The 12,828-nt window shown below is 73.0% G+C and carries 19 protein-coding genes and 2 tRNA genes; 15 read left to right on the top strand and 6 right to left on the bottom strand.

Annotated features, from left to right (window positions below; genetic code table 11):
* The 4 genes from HDR73_RS03900 to HDR73_RS03885 all read left to right on the top strand — a co-directional run.
* Positions 1-618 (top strand): ABC transporter ATP-binding protein (locus HDR73_RS03900; protein ID WP_287136239.1); only part of this gene is annotated, 618 nt, incomplete at its 5' end.
* A complete protein-coding gene (locus HDR73_RS03895; RefSeq protein WP_012298903.1) occupies positions 615-1,409 on the top strand; it encodes an energy-coupling factor transporter transmembrane component T family protein in 795 nt (264 codons plus the stop codon). The genes HDR73_RS03900 and HDR73_RS03895, both read left to right, overlap by 4 nt.
* Complete coding sequence (locus HDR73_RS03890; RefSeq protein ID WP_012298904.1) at positions 1,399-1,947, top strand: nucleoside/nucleotide kinase family protein; 549 nt, start codon at positions 1,399-1,401, stop codon at positions 1,945-1,947. The genes HDR73_RS03895 and HDR73_RS03890 overlap by 11 nt, the downstream gene beginning before the upstream one ends.
* Positions 1,948-1,956: 9 nt before the next feature.
* A complete protein-coding gene (locus HDR73_RS03885; RefSeq protein ID WP_012298905.1) occupies positions 1,957-2,229 on the top strand; it encodes a hypothetical protein in 273 nt (90 codons plus the stop codon).
* A gap of 158 nt (positions 2,230-2,387) precedes the next feature.
* Here HDR73_RS03885 and HDR73_RS03880 read toward each other — a convergent pair whose 3' ends face one another.
* The 3 genes from HDR73_RS03880 to orn all read right to left on the bottom strand — a co-directional run bounded on the left by HDR73_RS03880 (position 2,388) and on the right by orn (position 3,573).
* The gene (locus HDR73_RS03880; protein WP_012298906.1) at positions 2,388-2,738 is read right to left on the bottom strand and encodes a metallopeptidase family protein; all 351 of its coding nucleotides are present in this window, start codon (positions 2,736-2,738) and stop codon (positions 2,388-2,390) included.
* Between the two features lie 95 nt (positions 2,739-2,833).
* A tRNA-His gene (locus tag HDR73_RS03875) sits at positions 2,834-2,909 on the bottom strand.
* Positions 2,910-2,952: 43 nt separating this feature from the next.
* Positions 2,953-3,573, bottom strand: coding sequence for an oligoribonuclease (orn, locus tag HDR73_RS03870; RefSeq protein ID WP_012298907.1), 621 nt, complete (start codon positions 3,571-3,573; stop codon positions 2,953-2,955).
* Positions 3,574-3,629: 56 nt separating this feature from the next.
* Here orn and HDR73_RS03865 point away from each other — a divergent pair, with 56 nt between their 5' ends.
* The 4 genes from HDR73_RS03865 (at position 3,630) to nadE (ending at position 5,160) form a co-directional block, all read left to right on the top strand.
* The gene (locus tag HDR73_RS03865) at positions 3,630-3,845 is read left to right on the top strand and encodes an SCO4848 family membrane protein (RefSeq protein ID WP_012298908.1); all 216 of its coding nucleotides are present in this window, start codon (positions 3,630-3,632) and stop codon (positions 3,843-3,845) included.
* An 87-nt stretch (positions 3,846-3,932) separates the two neighbouring features.
* Positions 3,933-4,211 carry a thioredoxin domain-containing protein gene (locus HDR73_RS03860; protein WP_012298909.1) on the top strand — a complete coding sequence of 93 codons (279 nt, stop codon included), beginning with the start codon at positions 3,933-3,935 and terminating at the stop codon, positions 4,209-4,211.
* Positions 4,212-4,225: 14 nt separating this feature from the next.
* Positions 4,226-4,298: transfer RNA gene (locus HDR73_RS03855), tRNA-Arg, on the top strand.
* Positions 4,299-4,338: 40 nt separating this feature from the next.
* Positions 4,339-5,160, top strand: coding sequence for an NAD(+) synthase (nadE, locus tag HDR73_RS03850; protein ID WP_012298910.1), 822 nt, complete (start codon positions 4,339-4,341; stop codon positions 5,158-5,160).
* An 86-nt stretch (positions 5,161-5,246) separates the two neighbouring features.
* Here the strand turns inward: nadE and HDR73_RS03845 are convergent, their stop codons facing one another.
* On the bottom strand, positions 5,247-5,954 hold the full coding sequence (locus HDR73_RS03845) for a hypothetical protein (protein ID WP_012298911.1): 708 nt from the start codon (positions 5,952-5,954) through the stop codon (positions 5,247-5,249).
* Positions 5,955-6,037: 83 nt separating this feature from the next.
* Positions 6,038-6,274, bottom strand: coding sequence for a hypothetical protein (locus HDR73_RS03840; protein WP_012298912.1), 237 nt, complete (start codon positions 6,272-6,274; stop codon positions 6,038-6,040).
* 170 nt (positions 6,275-6,444) lie between these two features.
* Between HDR73_RS03840 and msrA the strand changes: the two genes are divergently transcribed.
* From msrA to HDR73_RS03810, 6 genes are all read left to right on the top strand, one after another.
* Positions 6,445-6,972 carry a peptide-methionine (S)-S-oxide reductase MsrA gene (gene msrA / locus HDR73_RS03835; RefSeq protein WP_012298913.1) on the top strand — a complete coding sequence of 176 codons (528 nt, stop codon included), beginning with the start codon at positions 6,445-6,447 and terminating at the stop codon, positions 6,970-6,972.
* 106 nt (positions 6,973-7,078) lie between these two features.
* Positions 7,079-7,312, top strand: a complete 234-nt coding sequence (locus HDR73_RS03830) for a hypothetical protein (RefSeq protein ID WP_012298914.1) — start codon at positions 7,079-7,081, stop codon at positions 7,310-7,312.
* A 448-nt stretch (positions 7,313-7,760) separates the two neighbouring features.
* Positions 7,761-8,324 carry a MarR family winged helix-turn-helix transcriptional regulator gene (locus HDR73_RS03825; protein ID WP_012298915.1) on the top strand — a complete coding sequence of 188 codons (564 nt, stop codon included), beginning with the start codon at positions 7,761-7,763 and terminating at the stop codon, positions 8,322-8,324.
* Entirely contained in the window at positions 8,321-8,800 is a 480-nt protein-coding gene (locus tag HDR73_RS03820) for a DUF6993 domain-containing protein (RefSeq protein ID WP_012298916.1), read from the top strand. The genes HDR73_RS03825 and HDR73_RS03820 overlap by 4 nt, the downstream gene beginning before the upstream one ends.
* A gap of 63 nt (positions 8,801-8,863) precedes the next feature.
* Positions 8,864-10,546 carry an energy-dependent translational throttle protein EttA gene (ettA, locus tag HDR73_RS03815; protein WP_012298917.1) on the top strand — a complete coding sequence of 561 codons (1,683 nt, stop codon included), beginning with the start codon at positions 8,864-8,866 and terminating at the stop codon, positions 10,544-10,546.
* Between the two features lie 3 nt (positions 10,547-10,549).
* The gene (locus tag HDR73_RS03810; protein ID WP_012298918.1) at positions 10,550-11,023 is read left to right on the top strand and encodes an acyl-CoA thioesterase; all 474 of its coding nucleotides are present in this window, start codon (positions 10,550-10,552) and stop codon (positions 11,021-11,023) included.
* Between the two features lie 9 nt (positions 11,024-11,032).
* On the opposite strand, the gene HDR73_RS03805 is transcribed toward HDR73_RS03810, so the two are convergent.
* Positions 11,033-11,938, bottom strand: a complete 906-nt coding sequence (locus HDR73_RS03805; RefSeq protein ID WP_012298919.1) for an acyl-CoA thioesterase — start codon at positions 11,936-11,938, stop codon at positions 11,033-11,035.
* Positions 11,939-12,020: 82 nt separating this feature from the next.
* On the opposite strand from HDR73_RS03805, the gene HDR73_RS03800 reads away from it, so the two are divergent.
* Positions 12,021-12,716, top strand: a complete 696-nt coding sequence (locus HDR73_RS03800) for a DUF8185 domain-containing protein (RefSeq protein ID WP_012298920.1) — start codon at positions 12,021-12,023, stop codon at positions 12,714-12,716.
* The last annotated feature ends 112 nt before the right edge of the window (positions 12,717-12,828 follow it).

The following is a 12,828-nucleotide window of genomic DNA, read 5'->3' as shown; positions in this document are numbered from 1 at the left end:
GCCTCGGGCCGCGTCACGGCGCTCACCGGACCGAACGGCGGTGGCAAGAGCACGCTCGCGCTCACGCTGGGCGGCCTGCTGCCCGCGCTGTCCGGCCGGGTCGTCGCGGAGGCGGCCCTCGCCGGCGGCCTCGGCGCGGATCCGGCCGCCTGGCGCTCGCGCGAGCTGGCGGCGCGCATCGGCACGGTGTTCCAGGATCCGGAGCACCAGTTCCTCGCCGGCACCGTGCGCGCCGAGCTCGGGGTCGGTCCGCGCGCCGTGGGCATGGATCCCGCCGAGGCCGCCCGTCGCGTCGACGAGCTGCTCGTGCGCCTCCGCCTCGACGGCCTCGCGGAGGCGAACCCCTTCACCCTCTCCGGGGGCGAGAAGCGGCGCCTCTCCGTCGCGACCGCCCTGGCGACCGCCCCGCGCCTCCTCGTCCTCGACGAACCCACGTTCGGGCAGGACGCCCGCACCTGGGCCGAGCTCGTCGCGCTCCTCGCCGACCTCGTCGACCGCGAGGGCGTGGGCGTCCTCGCCGTCACCCACGACGCCGACCTCGTCCGCGCGCTGGCGGACGAGGTCCTCCGCCTCGACGCCGTGCCGGGCGGAACCGCCCGCCTCGAGGCCGTGCGATGAGCGTTGCCGTGCCCCCGGTCGTCCCCGCCGCCCGCGCGACGGGCCTCGCCGCCGTCAACCCCGTGGCCCGGCTCGCGGCCGCGCTCGTGCTGACGCTCGTCCTCGTGCTGAGTCTCGACGCCGTCTCCGCGGGCACGGCGCTGCTGCTCGAGCTGCTGCTCCTGCCGTTCGCGGGCATCCGCCCGCGCGCATTCCTGGTCCGCGGCATCCCCGTCTGGATCGCCGCGCCCGCCGCGGGCCTCACGATCCTGCTCTACGGCCGCACGTCCGGCGACGTGTACGCGCAGTTCCTGCTCGTGGTGGTCAGCGAGGACTCGGTGCTGCTCGCGGTCGCGACGACCCTGCGCGTGCTGGCCATCGGCGTCGCGTCGCTCGTGCTCTTCACGGACGTGGATCCCACGGACCTCGCCGACGGCCTCGCGCAGGTCGCGCGCCTGCCGTCCCGCTTCGTGCTCGGCGCGCTCGCGGGCGTGCGGCTCGTCGGGCTGCTCCTCGACGACTGGCGCTCGCTCGAGCTGGCGCGACGTGCGCGGGGCGTGGCCGACCGCGGCCGGATCCGCCGGTTCGCCGGCCAGGCCTTCGCGCTCCTCGTGCTCTCGATCCGGCGCGGCAGCAAGCTGGCCACCGCGATGGAGGCCCGCGGCTTCGGCGGCGCCACCGCTCGCACCTGGGCCCGCCCCAGCGTCGTCGGTCGGCGGGAGGCGCTCGTCCTGGCCGTCGCCCTGCTCGTCGCCGCCAGCGCGGTGGCGGCCGCCGTCACGGCCGGGACCTGGGGCTCCGTTGCGGCCTGACGCGGGGGAGCGGCGCCCCGCGCTCGTCCTCGTCGACGGCCCGTCCGGCTCCGGCAAGTCGACCCTCGCGGACTCCCTCGTCCGGGACGGCGATGCGGACGCGGGGCTGCCGCCGGGCGCCCAGCTCCTCCGGCTCGACGACGTCTACCCCGGCTGGGACGGCCTCGAGGCGGCGTCCCGGCACCTCGAGCGGCACGTGCTCCCGGGGATGCGCCCGGGCGGGCGCCCCCGGTGGCGCCGCTGGGACTGGGTCGCCGGCGCGCCCGCGGAGTGGCACGACCTGGATCCGGCACGACCGCTCGTGGTCGAGGGCTGCGGATCCCTGACCCGGGCTGCCGCGGGCCTCGCCACGCACCGCATCTGGGTCGAGGCCGACGACGCCGTGCGCCGAGGTCGCGCCATCGCTCGCGACGGCGAGTCCTTCGCCGTGGAGTGGGAGCGCTGGGATGCGCAGTGGCGCGCGCACGTGGCCCGGGAGGATCCGCGCGCCCTGGCCGACGTCGTCGTCCGCACGGACGCCGTGGCGGCAGCCGGGTAGCCTGAGGCCATGACCGATTCCGCACCGTCCGACGTCCGCTACCTCGCCGTCTTCGCCGACGGCCCCCTCGAGGGAACCACCGAGACCCGCGTCCTCGTCGACGGCCAGCACGACGAGACCATCAGCACGATGTCCGCCGTCGAGGGCAAGGAGTCGCTCTTCCAGTACCGCGCCGGTGCCGTGTCCGAGATCGCGGGCGAGCAGCGCGTGACGTACACGTACGTGGTCGACGGCAGCGACGACGTCCTCGGCGAGGGCGACGACGAGTCCCTCGAGCTCTGATCCCCGCACCCCTCGGCGCCTGAGGCGCCGCCCACGACCCCGGCCCGCGATGCGGCACCCGGGGTCGTCGTGTGTCCGGGCGGAGCCTCGTCGGGCCGAGCCGAAGCCCACGCCCGGCAGAGGCTCGGGCCTGCCCGAGGTCCACGCCTGCCCGAGGCTCAGGCCCAGCCGAGCTCGTGCAGCCGGTCGTCGTCGATGCCGTGGAAGTGCGCGATCTCGTGCACGAGCGTCACGTGGACGAGGTCCCGTAGAGCGTCCATGTCCTCGGCCTCATGCAGGTGCGGCTCGCGGTAGACGACGATGCGGTCCGGCATCTCGCCGAACCCGTACTGCCCGCGCTCGGTCATGGCGACGCCGTCGTAGAGGCCGAGGAGGTCGAGCGTCCCGTCCTCGGGCCGGTCCTCGACGACGAAGACGACGTTGTCGAGCCCGTCCACCATCTCGTCCGGCAGGTCGTCGAGCTTGTCCACCACCAGTCGCTCGAAGTCGTCGGGGTCGAGGTGCAGCACGGACTCAGCCTCGCACAGGCGACGGGCGTCGGGCGTCGTCGGCGTGCGCGCGAAGCGGAAGGGCCGGGACCCTCTCGGATCCCGGCCCTTCCCGGTGGGGTGGACGACGGGGCTCGAACCCGCGACTTCCGGCTCCACAAGCCAGCGCTCTGCCAACTGAGCTACGCCCACCATGCGGCCGATCCCGCTCTCGCGGACGGCCATGACGAGGATACTACAGCCGCGAGGCCCAGGCGGACGTGACGTCCGCGGAGATGGCCTGGACGTCGTCGGTCGGGGGGCCGGGGGCCGGGACGAAGGCCGCGCGGCGGTAGTACTCGAGCTCGCGGATCGACTCGAGGATGTCGGCGAGGGCGCGGTGCCCGCCGTTCTTCTCGGGGGAGTTGAAGTAGATCCGCGGGAACCACTCCTTGGCGAGCACCTTGATGGAGGAGACGTCGACGCTGCGGTAGTGGAGGTGGGCGTCGACGCGGGGCATGTACTTCGCGAGGAACGCGCGGTCGGTGCCGATGGTGTTGCCCGCGATGGGGGCCTTGCCGCCGTTCGGCACGTGTTGCAGCAGGTACTCGAGCACCGCGAACTCGGCGTCGGCGAGGCTCACGCCCGCGGGGATCTCGTCGAGCAGCCCCGAGGAGCGGTGCATCTCGGTGACGAACTCGCCCATGTTGGCGAGCGCGGCGGGATCGGGGTTGATCACGATCGTGAAGCCGGCGTCGACGGGGACGAGGTCGAAGTCGGTGACGACCACCGCGACCTCCACCAGCTCGTCGATCGCGAGGTCGAGCCCCGTCATCTCGCAGTCGATCCACACCAGCCGGTCCGCGTTGTTGCCCATCCCCCGATCCTATCGGGGGGGGCGGGCCGCCCCGATGCGCCGCCTACCATGGTGGAGTGATCACCCTCCTCGCCGTCCTCCTCATCGTCAACGGCGTCTGGAACGTCGTCGTCTGGCCGCAGTTCCTCAAGCGCGTCGCGAAGGATCCCCGTGCCCGCAACGCCGACGGGTCGCGCACCCCGTTCTTCACGGTGCACCTCGTGCTGGTGTCGGTCTCGCTGCTGCTCGCCCTCGTGTCGATCGTCGCCGCCGTCGCGGCGTTCCTCTCCTGACCTCCGGAGAGGGCCTGCCCGCGGCGGACGCCGCGCCCGCCGGATCGGAGGGCGTGCGCGTCGTCATGTTCTCCTCTCCTCTTCTGCGTGCCGTGCCATACGACCCGGCGCACCCTCGCGGAGGTGCAGCGGCTCCTGCCGTGGCTCCCGGTCGAGGAGCTCGACGTGGCGACGCATCCCGACCGCGCCGAGGCCGAGGGCATCCGCTCGACGCCGACGATCCTCGTGCGCGCCGGTCACTTCGAGGTGCTCCCTGCCGAGGGCGTGCCGACCGCGCCGCAGGTGCTCCAGGCGGTGGTGCGTGCCATGGACGGGACCCCGCCGAGCGGTCCTGCGGGGGCCCCGGGTCGCGAGGATCCCGCGTAGTACCCTTGTCTCGACCCCCCGTAGCTCAATGGATAGAGCATCGGCCTTCTAATCCGACGGTTGCGCGTTCGAGTCGCGCCGGGGGGACCGTCTGTCGGATGGGCGGGATCGGCCGTAGATTCGACGCATGCGCGACATCCAGTCACAGATCATCGACGCCCTCGAGGTGCGTCCGACCATCGATCCCGCCGACGAGGTCCGGAAGCGCGTCGACTTCCTCAAGGCCTACCTCCGGTCCACCGGCGCCGAGGGCTTCGTCCTCGGCGTGAGCGGCGGGCAGGACTCCTCTCTCGCCGGACGGCTCGCCCAGCTGGCGGTCGAGGAGCTCGCCGCCGAGGGGCTCCTCGCGGAGTTCGTCGCCGTCCGCCTGCCGTACGGCGTGCAGGCCGACGAGGAGGACGCGCAGCTGGCGCTCTCCTTCATCCAGCCGAAGTCGAGCGTCGTCTTCGACATCAAGCGGGCCGTCGACGGCTTCCAGGCGGAGTACGCCGACGCCGCCGGTCACGCGATGACCGACTTCACCAAGGGCAACGTCAAGGCGCGCTCCCGCATGATCGCGCAGTACGCGCTGGCCGGCCAGGCCCGCCTCCTGGTGATCGGCACGGACCACGCGGCCGAGGCCGTCACGGGCTTCTTCACGAAGTACGGCGACGGAGGCGCGGACGTGCTCCCGCTGACGGGGCTCACCAAGCGCCAGGGCCGCGCACTGCTCGAGCGCCTCGGCGCGCCGGAGCGGCTCTACCTCAAGGCGCCCACCGCCGATCTGCTGGACGAGACCCCCGGCCAGACCGACGAGGCCAACCTCGGCCTCACCTACGCCGACATCGACGACTTCCTCGAGGGCCGCGACGTCGACGACGAGGTGGCCGAGGCCATCGAGGCCCGCTATGCGAGCACGGAGCACAAGCGCCGCGTCCCCGCCAGCATGTTCGACGACTGGTGGAAGTGATCCGGCCTGATCCGCCTGCCCGGCGCCTCGACGCCCCGCACCTCATCGGAGGTGCGGGGCGTCGTCATGTGCCTGTGGGCGGCGCGTCAGCGGCGTTCGCCCTCCGCGGTGCGCGAGTTGGCGGCGGCCGACGACGGCACGGGAGGGCTGTACTGCTCGTCCGGGGACTCGACGCGGCGCTCGGCGGCGGGCTGGTCGTCGGAGCCGCTGCGCCACGGAACGGGCACCGGCGCGACGGCGGTCGTCTCGGCCTGGTGCGTCTGAGGCCGGGTCGCGGCGCTGTCCGCGGCCGGCTGGTCGTCCTCGAACTGCCAGCGCGAGATGTCGCCCTGGAAGATCTTGCGGGCGCGGCCGGGGTGGTGCTGCCACTCGACCATGCGGTCGCGGAACTCGGCGAGCTGCGCGTCGAACTGGAAGCCGAAGCTGCCGCTGCCGCGCTTGAACTCGGTGATCTCGTGAGCGGCCCAGGTGGCGGCGGTCGCCGCGCCCTTGACCGGCAGGAGTCGGATGCGGATGTCGGCCTCGCCGGCTGCGCGGTCGGCGAGCACGCGCTCCTGCGCCGTGAGGCCGTCCCAGACGGAGGCCTGGCGGGCCGCGTCCACGAGGACGCCGATGGCGGCCGCCTTCACCTCGCGGTCGTGCCGGGTGAGGATCCGCTGCGTGGCGCCGCGCGCGATGACGGCGGCGAGCACGCCGGCCACCACGATAGCCACGAAGGGGACGACGACGCCGGAGAGGAGCTGCGTGCCCCGCTCGGACGCGAGGGCATCGAGGAGATCATTCCACCACTGCATGCGGCGACCGTACCCCGGGGTCCGAGCCGGATCCGGGAGGCCGGGCGGGCGCGTCGCCTCGCGTGCTCGCGGGCGGACGACCGTCAGAACCGGAGGCAGTCGACCGCGTCCTGCAGCGACCAGAAGTCGCCCAGCGGGACGAACCCCTGCGCGTCCCGGCGCAGGCGCTTGGCGCGGAAGCGCTCGCCCTGCGGATCGTGCATGCGCTCGACGTAGCCGAGCACCGCGCCGTCCGGCCGGGTGACGCGCAGCAGGCCGTCGTGCAGCTCGCGGACCTGGGCTGCCGAGCGCGCCAGGGGGGGGTAGGTGATGCTGGGCATGGTGTCCTCCGTCCGTGCGCCGCCGGCCCGGCGGTGTCCTGATGTCCCCGAAGCTACGGGCGACCACCGACATCGGGCCGGTGCGGAATGGGCGGCGGTGCGTGACGGTTCCCTCCCATGTCGACCGCCGCGGACCTCGCGCGCATCGACGGGAAGTAGGTTCATCTCTCATGCAGACATTCATCCTCGCCGGCGGCTGCTTCTGGTGCCTCGATGCGGTCTACCGCACGCTCGACGGCGTCCAGGACGTCATCTCCGGCTACATCGGCGGCCACACCGCCCACCCCTCCTACGACGCCGTGTGCACGGGCGCGACCGGGCACGCCGAGGCGGTGAAGGTGGTCTTCGACGAGGAGGTCATCCCCGCGGACGTCATCCTCGACGTGTTCTTCACGCTGCACGACCCGCGCCAGCTCAACCGCCAGGGCGCCGACGTCGGCACCCAGTACCGCTCGGCCATGTTCCCCGCGGACGCCGAGCAGGAGCAGCTCTTCCGCGACGCGATCGCCCGCGCCGGCGACCTGTTGGACGGCACGCCCGTCACGACGATCGAGCCGCTCGGCACCTGGCACGACGCAGAGGACTACCACCAGGACTTCTTCGCCAAGAACCCGGGCCAGGGCTACTGCAACGCGGTCGCCGTGCCCAAGGTGAACAAGGTGCGGAAGTCGTTCGCGCAGTACGTGCGCGCCGCCTGATCCACCGCTCCCCGACGCCCCGCGGCCTGTACGGCCGCGGGGCCTCGGCGTACCATCGGGACGTCCGGGCGACGGAGCCCGGGGAGGAGAGGCGACGACGATGTCCATGACCACCAGCACAAGCACGACCCGTACGAACGGGGTCCCGCGGACCGCGGGCAAGACATGGGTGGCCTTCGGGGCCACGGGGGCGATCGCCTCCATCCACTCGCACGACGACGGATACGAGGTGCGGTCGCTGCACCGCGGCGTCGTGGCCGGCGCATACCCGACGCTCGAGATCGCGAAGGCCGCGCTCCGGGCGGGCCGGGACGACGACCTCCGCTTCACTGAGCACTGAGCCCCCGCCGTCCCTCCCCAGGCGCGCGCGCTCCGCGTCGCGCCCGGGACCCGCTCGGCGTCCCCGCGCCGCACCTCCGGCGGCGCATCCTGCGTCGGCGGCCACGTGGTCGCGGGGAGGGGCGGCCAGGTGGGCGACGGGGGCGGGGGACGCGAGCGCGATCGGAGCGGGCGCGGGGCGCGCGTAGTGCTGCGGGGGATGGTGACCTGCCGTCCGCGGGGCATCCGCACGGTCGAGGGGTGGGAGGTCGCGAGCCTCCTCGTCGGATCCGGCGCCGCGGGCGCCGCGGAGGGCGGCGCCGTCCTCGTGGTCTGCACCGGTGCCGGGTCGTCCCGCGTCGGGGCGCCCGCCCCGAGGACGACGCGACCGAGCTCGTCGCCGAGGCGGTGCTCGCCCACAGCGGGGCAGGGACGGTCGTCCCGGTCTCGGCGGAGCCTAGGATCGCACCATGAGCGGATCCCCCCGGTGGCTCGAGCCGGATCAGCAGCGAGCCTGGCGGACGGTCATCGTCGCCCTGAACCACGTCACCGAGCGCATCGAGCGGCAGCTCCTCCGGGACTCGGGGATGCCGCATGCGTACTACATGATCCTCGTCCGCCTGTCGGAGGCGGAGGACGTGGCGCTCCCGATGAGCGTGCTGGCCCGGGCGCTCCAGGCCTCCGCGAGCCGGACCTCGCACGCCGTCACCCGGTTGGAGCAGCTGGGCTGGGTCCGTCGCACGCGGTCGCCGCACGACGGTCGGAGCCTCCTCGCCGAGCTCACGGACCAGGGTCGGGCGACCCTCGAGGCGGCGGCCCCCGGGCACGCGGAGGAGGTGCTCCGCACGGTGTTCGACCCGCTGACCGCGGATCAGACCGCGCAGCTCGAGGACATCGCGCGGGATATCCTCGCCAGCATGAGCGCATCCTCCCTCGACGACGGCCAGGGGAGCGCCCGCGGCGACGACCTCGCCATCCCCCCGGCACCCGACCGCGACGACGACACGGCCTGCGCCGACGAGTCCGCCGCGTGATCCGCGTCTCCCGCGCCCTCCTGGCGCCGGCGCTCCTCGTCGCCCTGCTCCTGTCGGCCTGCACGCAGACGTCGACGGCACCCGAGCCGACGCCCGCCGCCGTCACGGCGACCGCCGCGCCCGGCGCTGCGCCCGCCTCCCCGACCGTCGCGCCCGTCGACCCGGACGGCACGGCCAAGGGCAACCTGCCGGCCTTCGAGGCGGCCGCCGGAGCCGTCGTCGCGGCGGACGCGGACGCGCAGGGCCGCGCGCTCGTCGATGCCCTCGTGGCGGTCGGCTTCCCGAAGGACCGCATGGAGGTCACGGCAGACGCGACGCCCCTCGGCAACGCGGTCGACTCGATCCTCGTGGCCGTGCACATGCCGGACGCCTGCCTCATCGGGCAGCGCGCGCGAGACGGGTTCAGCGCCCACGTGGAGCCGGCGCTCTCGTCCGGCCGCTGCCTCGTCGGCCAGACGCGCATGATCGACTGGTGACGGCGGCGCCGGTGCCTCCCGGCGCGGCATCCGGCGGCTGCCGCACTGAATAGACTCGTGCCCATGGCTGAATACATCTACTCGATGGTCCGCGCCCGGAAGTCGGTCGGCGACAAGCTGATCCTCGACGACGTCACCATGTCGTTCATCCCCGGCGCGAAGATCGGCGTCGTCGGGCCGAACGGCGCGGGCAAGTCGACGATCCTCAAGATCATGGCGGGCCTCGACACCCCCAGCAACGGCGAGGCCAAGCTCTCGCCCGGCTACTCGGTCGGCATCCTCATGCAGGAGCCCGAGCTCGACGAGTCGAAGACCGTGCTCGAGAACGTCCAGGAGGGCGTCGGCCCGCTGAAGGCGCAGGTCGACCGCTACAACGAGATCGCCGCGGCCATGGCCGAGCCGGATGCGGACTTCGACACGCTGCTCGCCGAGATGGGCACGCTGCAGGAGGCCATCGACGCCGCCGACGGCTGGGAGCTCGACTCGCAGCTCGAGCAGGCGATGGACGCGCTCCGCACCCCGCCGGGGGATGCCTCGGTCGCGAACCTCTCCGGCGGCGAGAAGCGCCGCGTGGCGCTCTGCAAGCTGCTGCTCCAGAAGCCCGACCTGCTGCTCCTCGACGAGCCCACCAACCACCTCGACGCCGAGAGTGTGCTCTGGCTCGAGCAGCACCTCTCCAAGTACCCCGGCGCCGTCCTCGCCGTTACCCACGACCGGTACTTCCTCGACCACGTGGCCGAGTGGATCGCCGAGGTCGACCGGGGACGCCTCTACCCCTACGAGGGCAACTACTCGACCTACCTCGAGAAGAAGCAGGAGCGCCTCAGCGTCCAGGGCAAGAAGGACGCGAAGCTCTCCAAGCGCCTCGCCGAGGAGCTCGACTGGGTGCGCAGCAACGCGAAGGGCCGCCAGGCGAAGTCCAAGGCGCGCCTCGCGCGCTACGAGGAGATGGTGACCGAGGCGGAGCGCACGAGGAAGCTCGACTTCGAGGAGATCCAGATCCCCGTGGGTCCGCGCCTCGGCTCGCAGGTCATAGACGCGGACAAGCTGCACAAGCAGTTCGGCGAGCGGGTCCTCATCGACGACCTCTCCTTCACGCTGCCGCGCAACGGCATCGTCGGCGTCATCGGCCCGAACGGCGTCGGCAAGACGACGCTGTTCAAGACCATCGTCGGCTTCGAGCCGCTCGACTCCGGCGAGCTGAAGGTCGGCGACACCGTCGACATCTCCTACGTCGACCAGAGCCGCGGTGGCATCGACCCCGAGAAGTCGCTCTTCGAGGTCGTCTCCGACGGGCAGGACTACATCCAGGTCGGCAAGCAGGAGGTGCCCGCACGCGCCTACGTCTCCACCTTCGGGTTCAAGGGCCCCGACCAGCAGAAGAAGGCCGGCATCCTCTCCGGTGGTGAGCGCAACCGCCTGAACCTCGCGCTCACGCTCAAGCAGGGCGGCAACCTGCTGCTGCTCGACGAGCCCACCAACGACCTGGACGTCGAGACGCTCGGCAGCCTCGAGAACGCGCTCCTCGAGTTCCCCGGCTGCGCCGTGGTCATCACCCACGATCGGTGGTTCCTCGACCGGATCGCGACGCACATCCTCTCCTACGAGGGCACGGAGGAGGAACCGGCCAACTGGTACTGGTTCGAGGGCAACTTCGAGTCGTACGAGCAGAACAAGATCGAGCGCCTGGGCGCGGACGCCGCGAAGCCCCACCGCTCCGCGTACCGCAAGCTGACCCGGGACTGATCCGTGACCCGGGTCCACGTCCCGATCCACCTGAGGTGGGCGGACCTCGACGCCTACGACCACGTCAACAACGTCGAGGTCCTGCGGCTCCTGGAGGAGGCGCGCGTCCGCGCCTTCTGGCAGGGCGAGGACGACGGCGAGGACGCGGGGCTCGCGCTCATCGACGCGTCGGCGGGCGCGGCGACCATGACCCTGATCGCGCGTCAGGAGATCGAGTACCTGCTGCCCATCTCCTACGGGCGGCGTCCGCTCGACGTGCAGGTGTGGCTGGGGCGGCTCGGCGGGTCCAGCTTCGAGGCGTGCTACGAGGTGCGGACGCCGGCAGGCGTCGAGCCGGCCGCGTTGTACGCGCGCGCCTCCACGACGATCGTGCTCGTCGACGCCGCCACGGGGCGCCCGCGGCGCATCACCGAGGACGAGCGCGCCGCCTGGTCGACCTACCTCGAGGAGCCGGTGGCTTTCAGCCGTCGCGGCTGAGCGGGCCGGTCAGGCGCGGTCCGCGAGCGGCACCCGCACCATGCCCTCCTGGGCCACGCTCGCCAGCAGCACGCCGTCGCGCGAGTAGATGCGGCCGAGCGACAGGCCACGGCCACCCTGAGCGCTCGTCGACTCCTGCACGTAGAGCATCCACTCGTCGGCGCGGCCGAAGCGGTGGAACCACATCGCGTGGTCGAGGCTCGCCGCCTTGATCCCGGGCGTCGCCCACGAGAGGCCGTGCCGGCGGTAGATGGACTCGAGGATGGAGTAGTCGCTCGCGTAGGCGAGCGACGCCAGGTGCACGGCGGGGTCGTCGGGGAGGCGGCCGATCGCGCGGATCCACACGGCCTGGTGCGCGACGCGCTCCGGGGCTGCGCCGAAGTAGACGGGCTGCTCGACGTGGCGCATGTCGAAGGGGCGGTCGTTGGCCCAGTGCGCGGCGACCGGGTGGTCGATGCGGGACAGCACGTCGCGTGCGCTCGGCAGCGACTCCGGCTCGGGGATACCCTCGGGCATGGGGGCCTGGTGCTCGAGGCCCTCGTCCGCGTCCTGGAACGACGCGATCATCGAGAGGATCGGGCGGCCGTCCTGGTACGCCTGCGTGCGGCGGGTGGAGAACGAGCGGCCGTCGTGGATCCGATCGACCGAGAACGTGATGGGCTTCGTGACGTCGCCGGGCCGCAGGAAGTAGCCGTGCATGCTGTGCGGGCGGCGCTCGGGATCCGTCGTCCGCATCGCCGCGACGAGGGACTGGGCGAGCACCTGGCCCCCGAAGACGCGACCCATGGGCATCCACTGCGACGGTCCGGTGGAGATGTCCTCGCTCGTGCGCGCACCCGTGTCGGTGGGGTCGAGGGCGGTGAGGAGGCCGGCGAGCGGGCCGTCGTCCGGGATGTCGGATGCGTGGTCGGTCATGGGTCCTCCGCGTGGCGGGCCGGCCTCGGGTGGCCGGGCGCCCGGCGGATCGCAGAGGCGCATCCAGTAGCTTAGACACGCCATGACGCCCTCCTTCGCCCTCCGGGACGCCCTCGCCCTCGGCGATCTGCAGACCTTCCTCGGGCGCTCCGCCCGCGTCGACGACGGGGCCGTGCGGCTCATCGGATCCGGTGGGGTCCTCGCCGTGTACACGTCGGTCCTCCAGCCCGCCGGCCTCCTCGACCGGTCGCCCACCGTGCTCGGCCTCCGCACCTTCGCGGCCGAGACGCAGGCCCCCGTGGACAGCGTGGTGCCGATCCGCGCGCTCCTCGACCGGCTCGCGCGCCTCGAGGGGCCGGCGACCGGATCCCCGGGCGAGCCCGTCGGCGTGCTCGTGCCGCCGGACACCGCCACCGCGCCGTGGGCGGGGATCTCGCCACCGCGCGCCGGGTGGGAACGCGTCGCGGACGTGCCCACCGCTTCCCTGCGCGCGGCAGCGCGGGCCGGGATCGACGAGGTGGCCGCGGCCGTCCCGTCGGGGATCGGCGAGCAGATCGTCACGCGCGTGCGCGGAGAGGTGTGGGGACGCCCAGTTGACGGCGCTCCCGACGTCGTCGGCGGCGGGGCGTTCGCGGCCTACAGCCTGGGGTTCCTCGGGCCGGATCCGGACGGCGACGCCGAGGCCGACGACGTGGAGCCGCCGGTCGCCGTCTTCCGCACGGGTCCGTGGACGCGGCTCACCATGGCGCGCGGGCACGTGCTCGTGCGGCGGCTCTAGCTGTACTCGGCCATGACGTTGGTGACACTTCGGGGCGTGTGAAGAGGCCTCCTGGCTTGATGGAGCTGTTCAGTTCAACCATCGCCAGGAGGCCTCGATGTCCCACGGTAAT

This window comes from Clavibacter sp. (genome assembly GCF_014802555.1).
Classification (GTDB): Bacteria; Actinomycetota; Actinomycetes; order Actinomycetales; family Microbacteriaceae; genus Clavibacter; species Clavibacter sepedonicus.
Note: the sequence above shows the minus strand (reverse complement) of the source record. Positions and strands in the feature narration are given on the sequence as shown.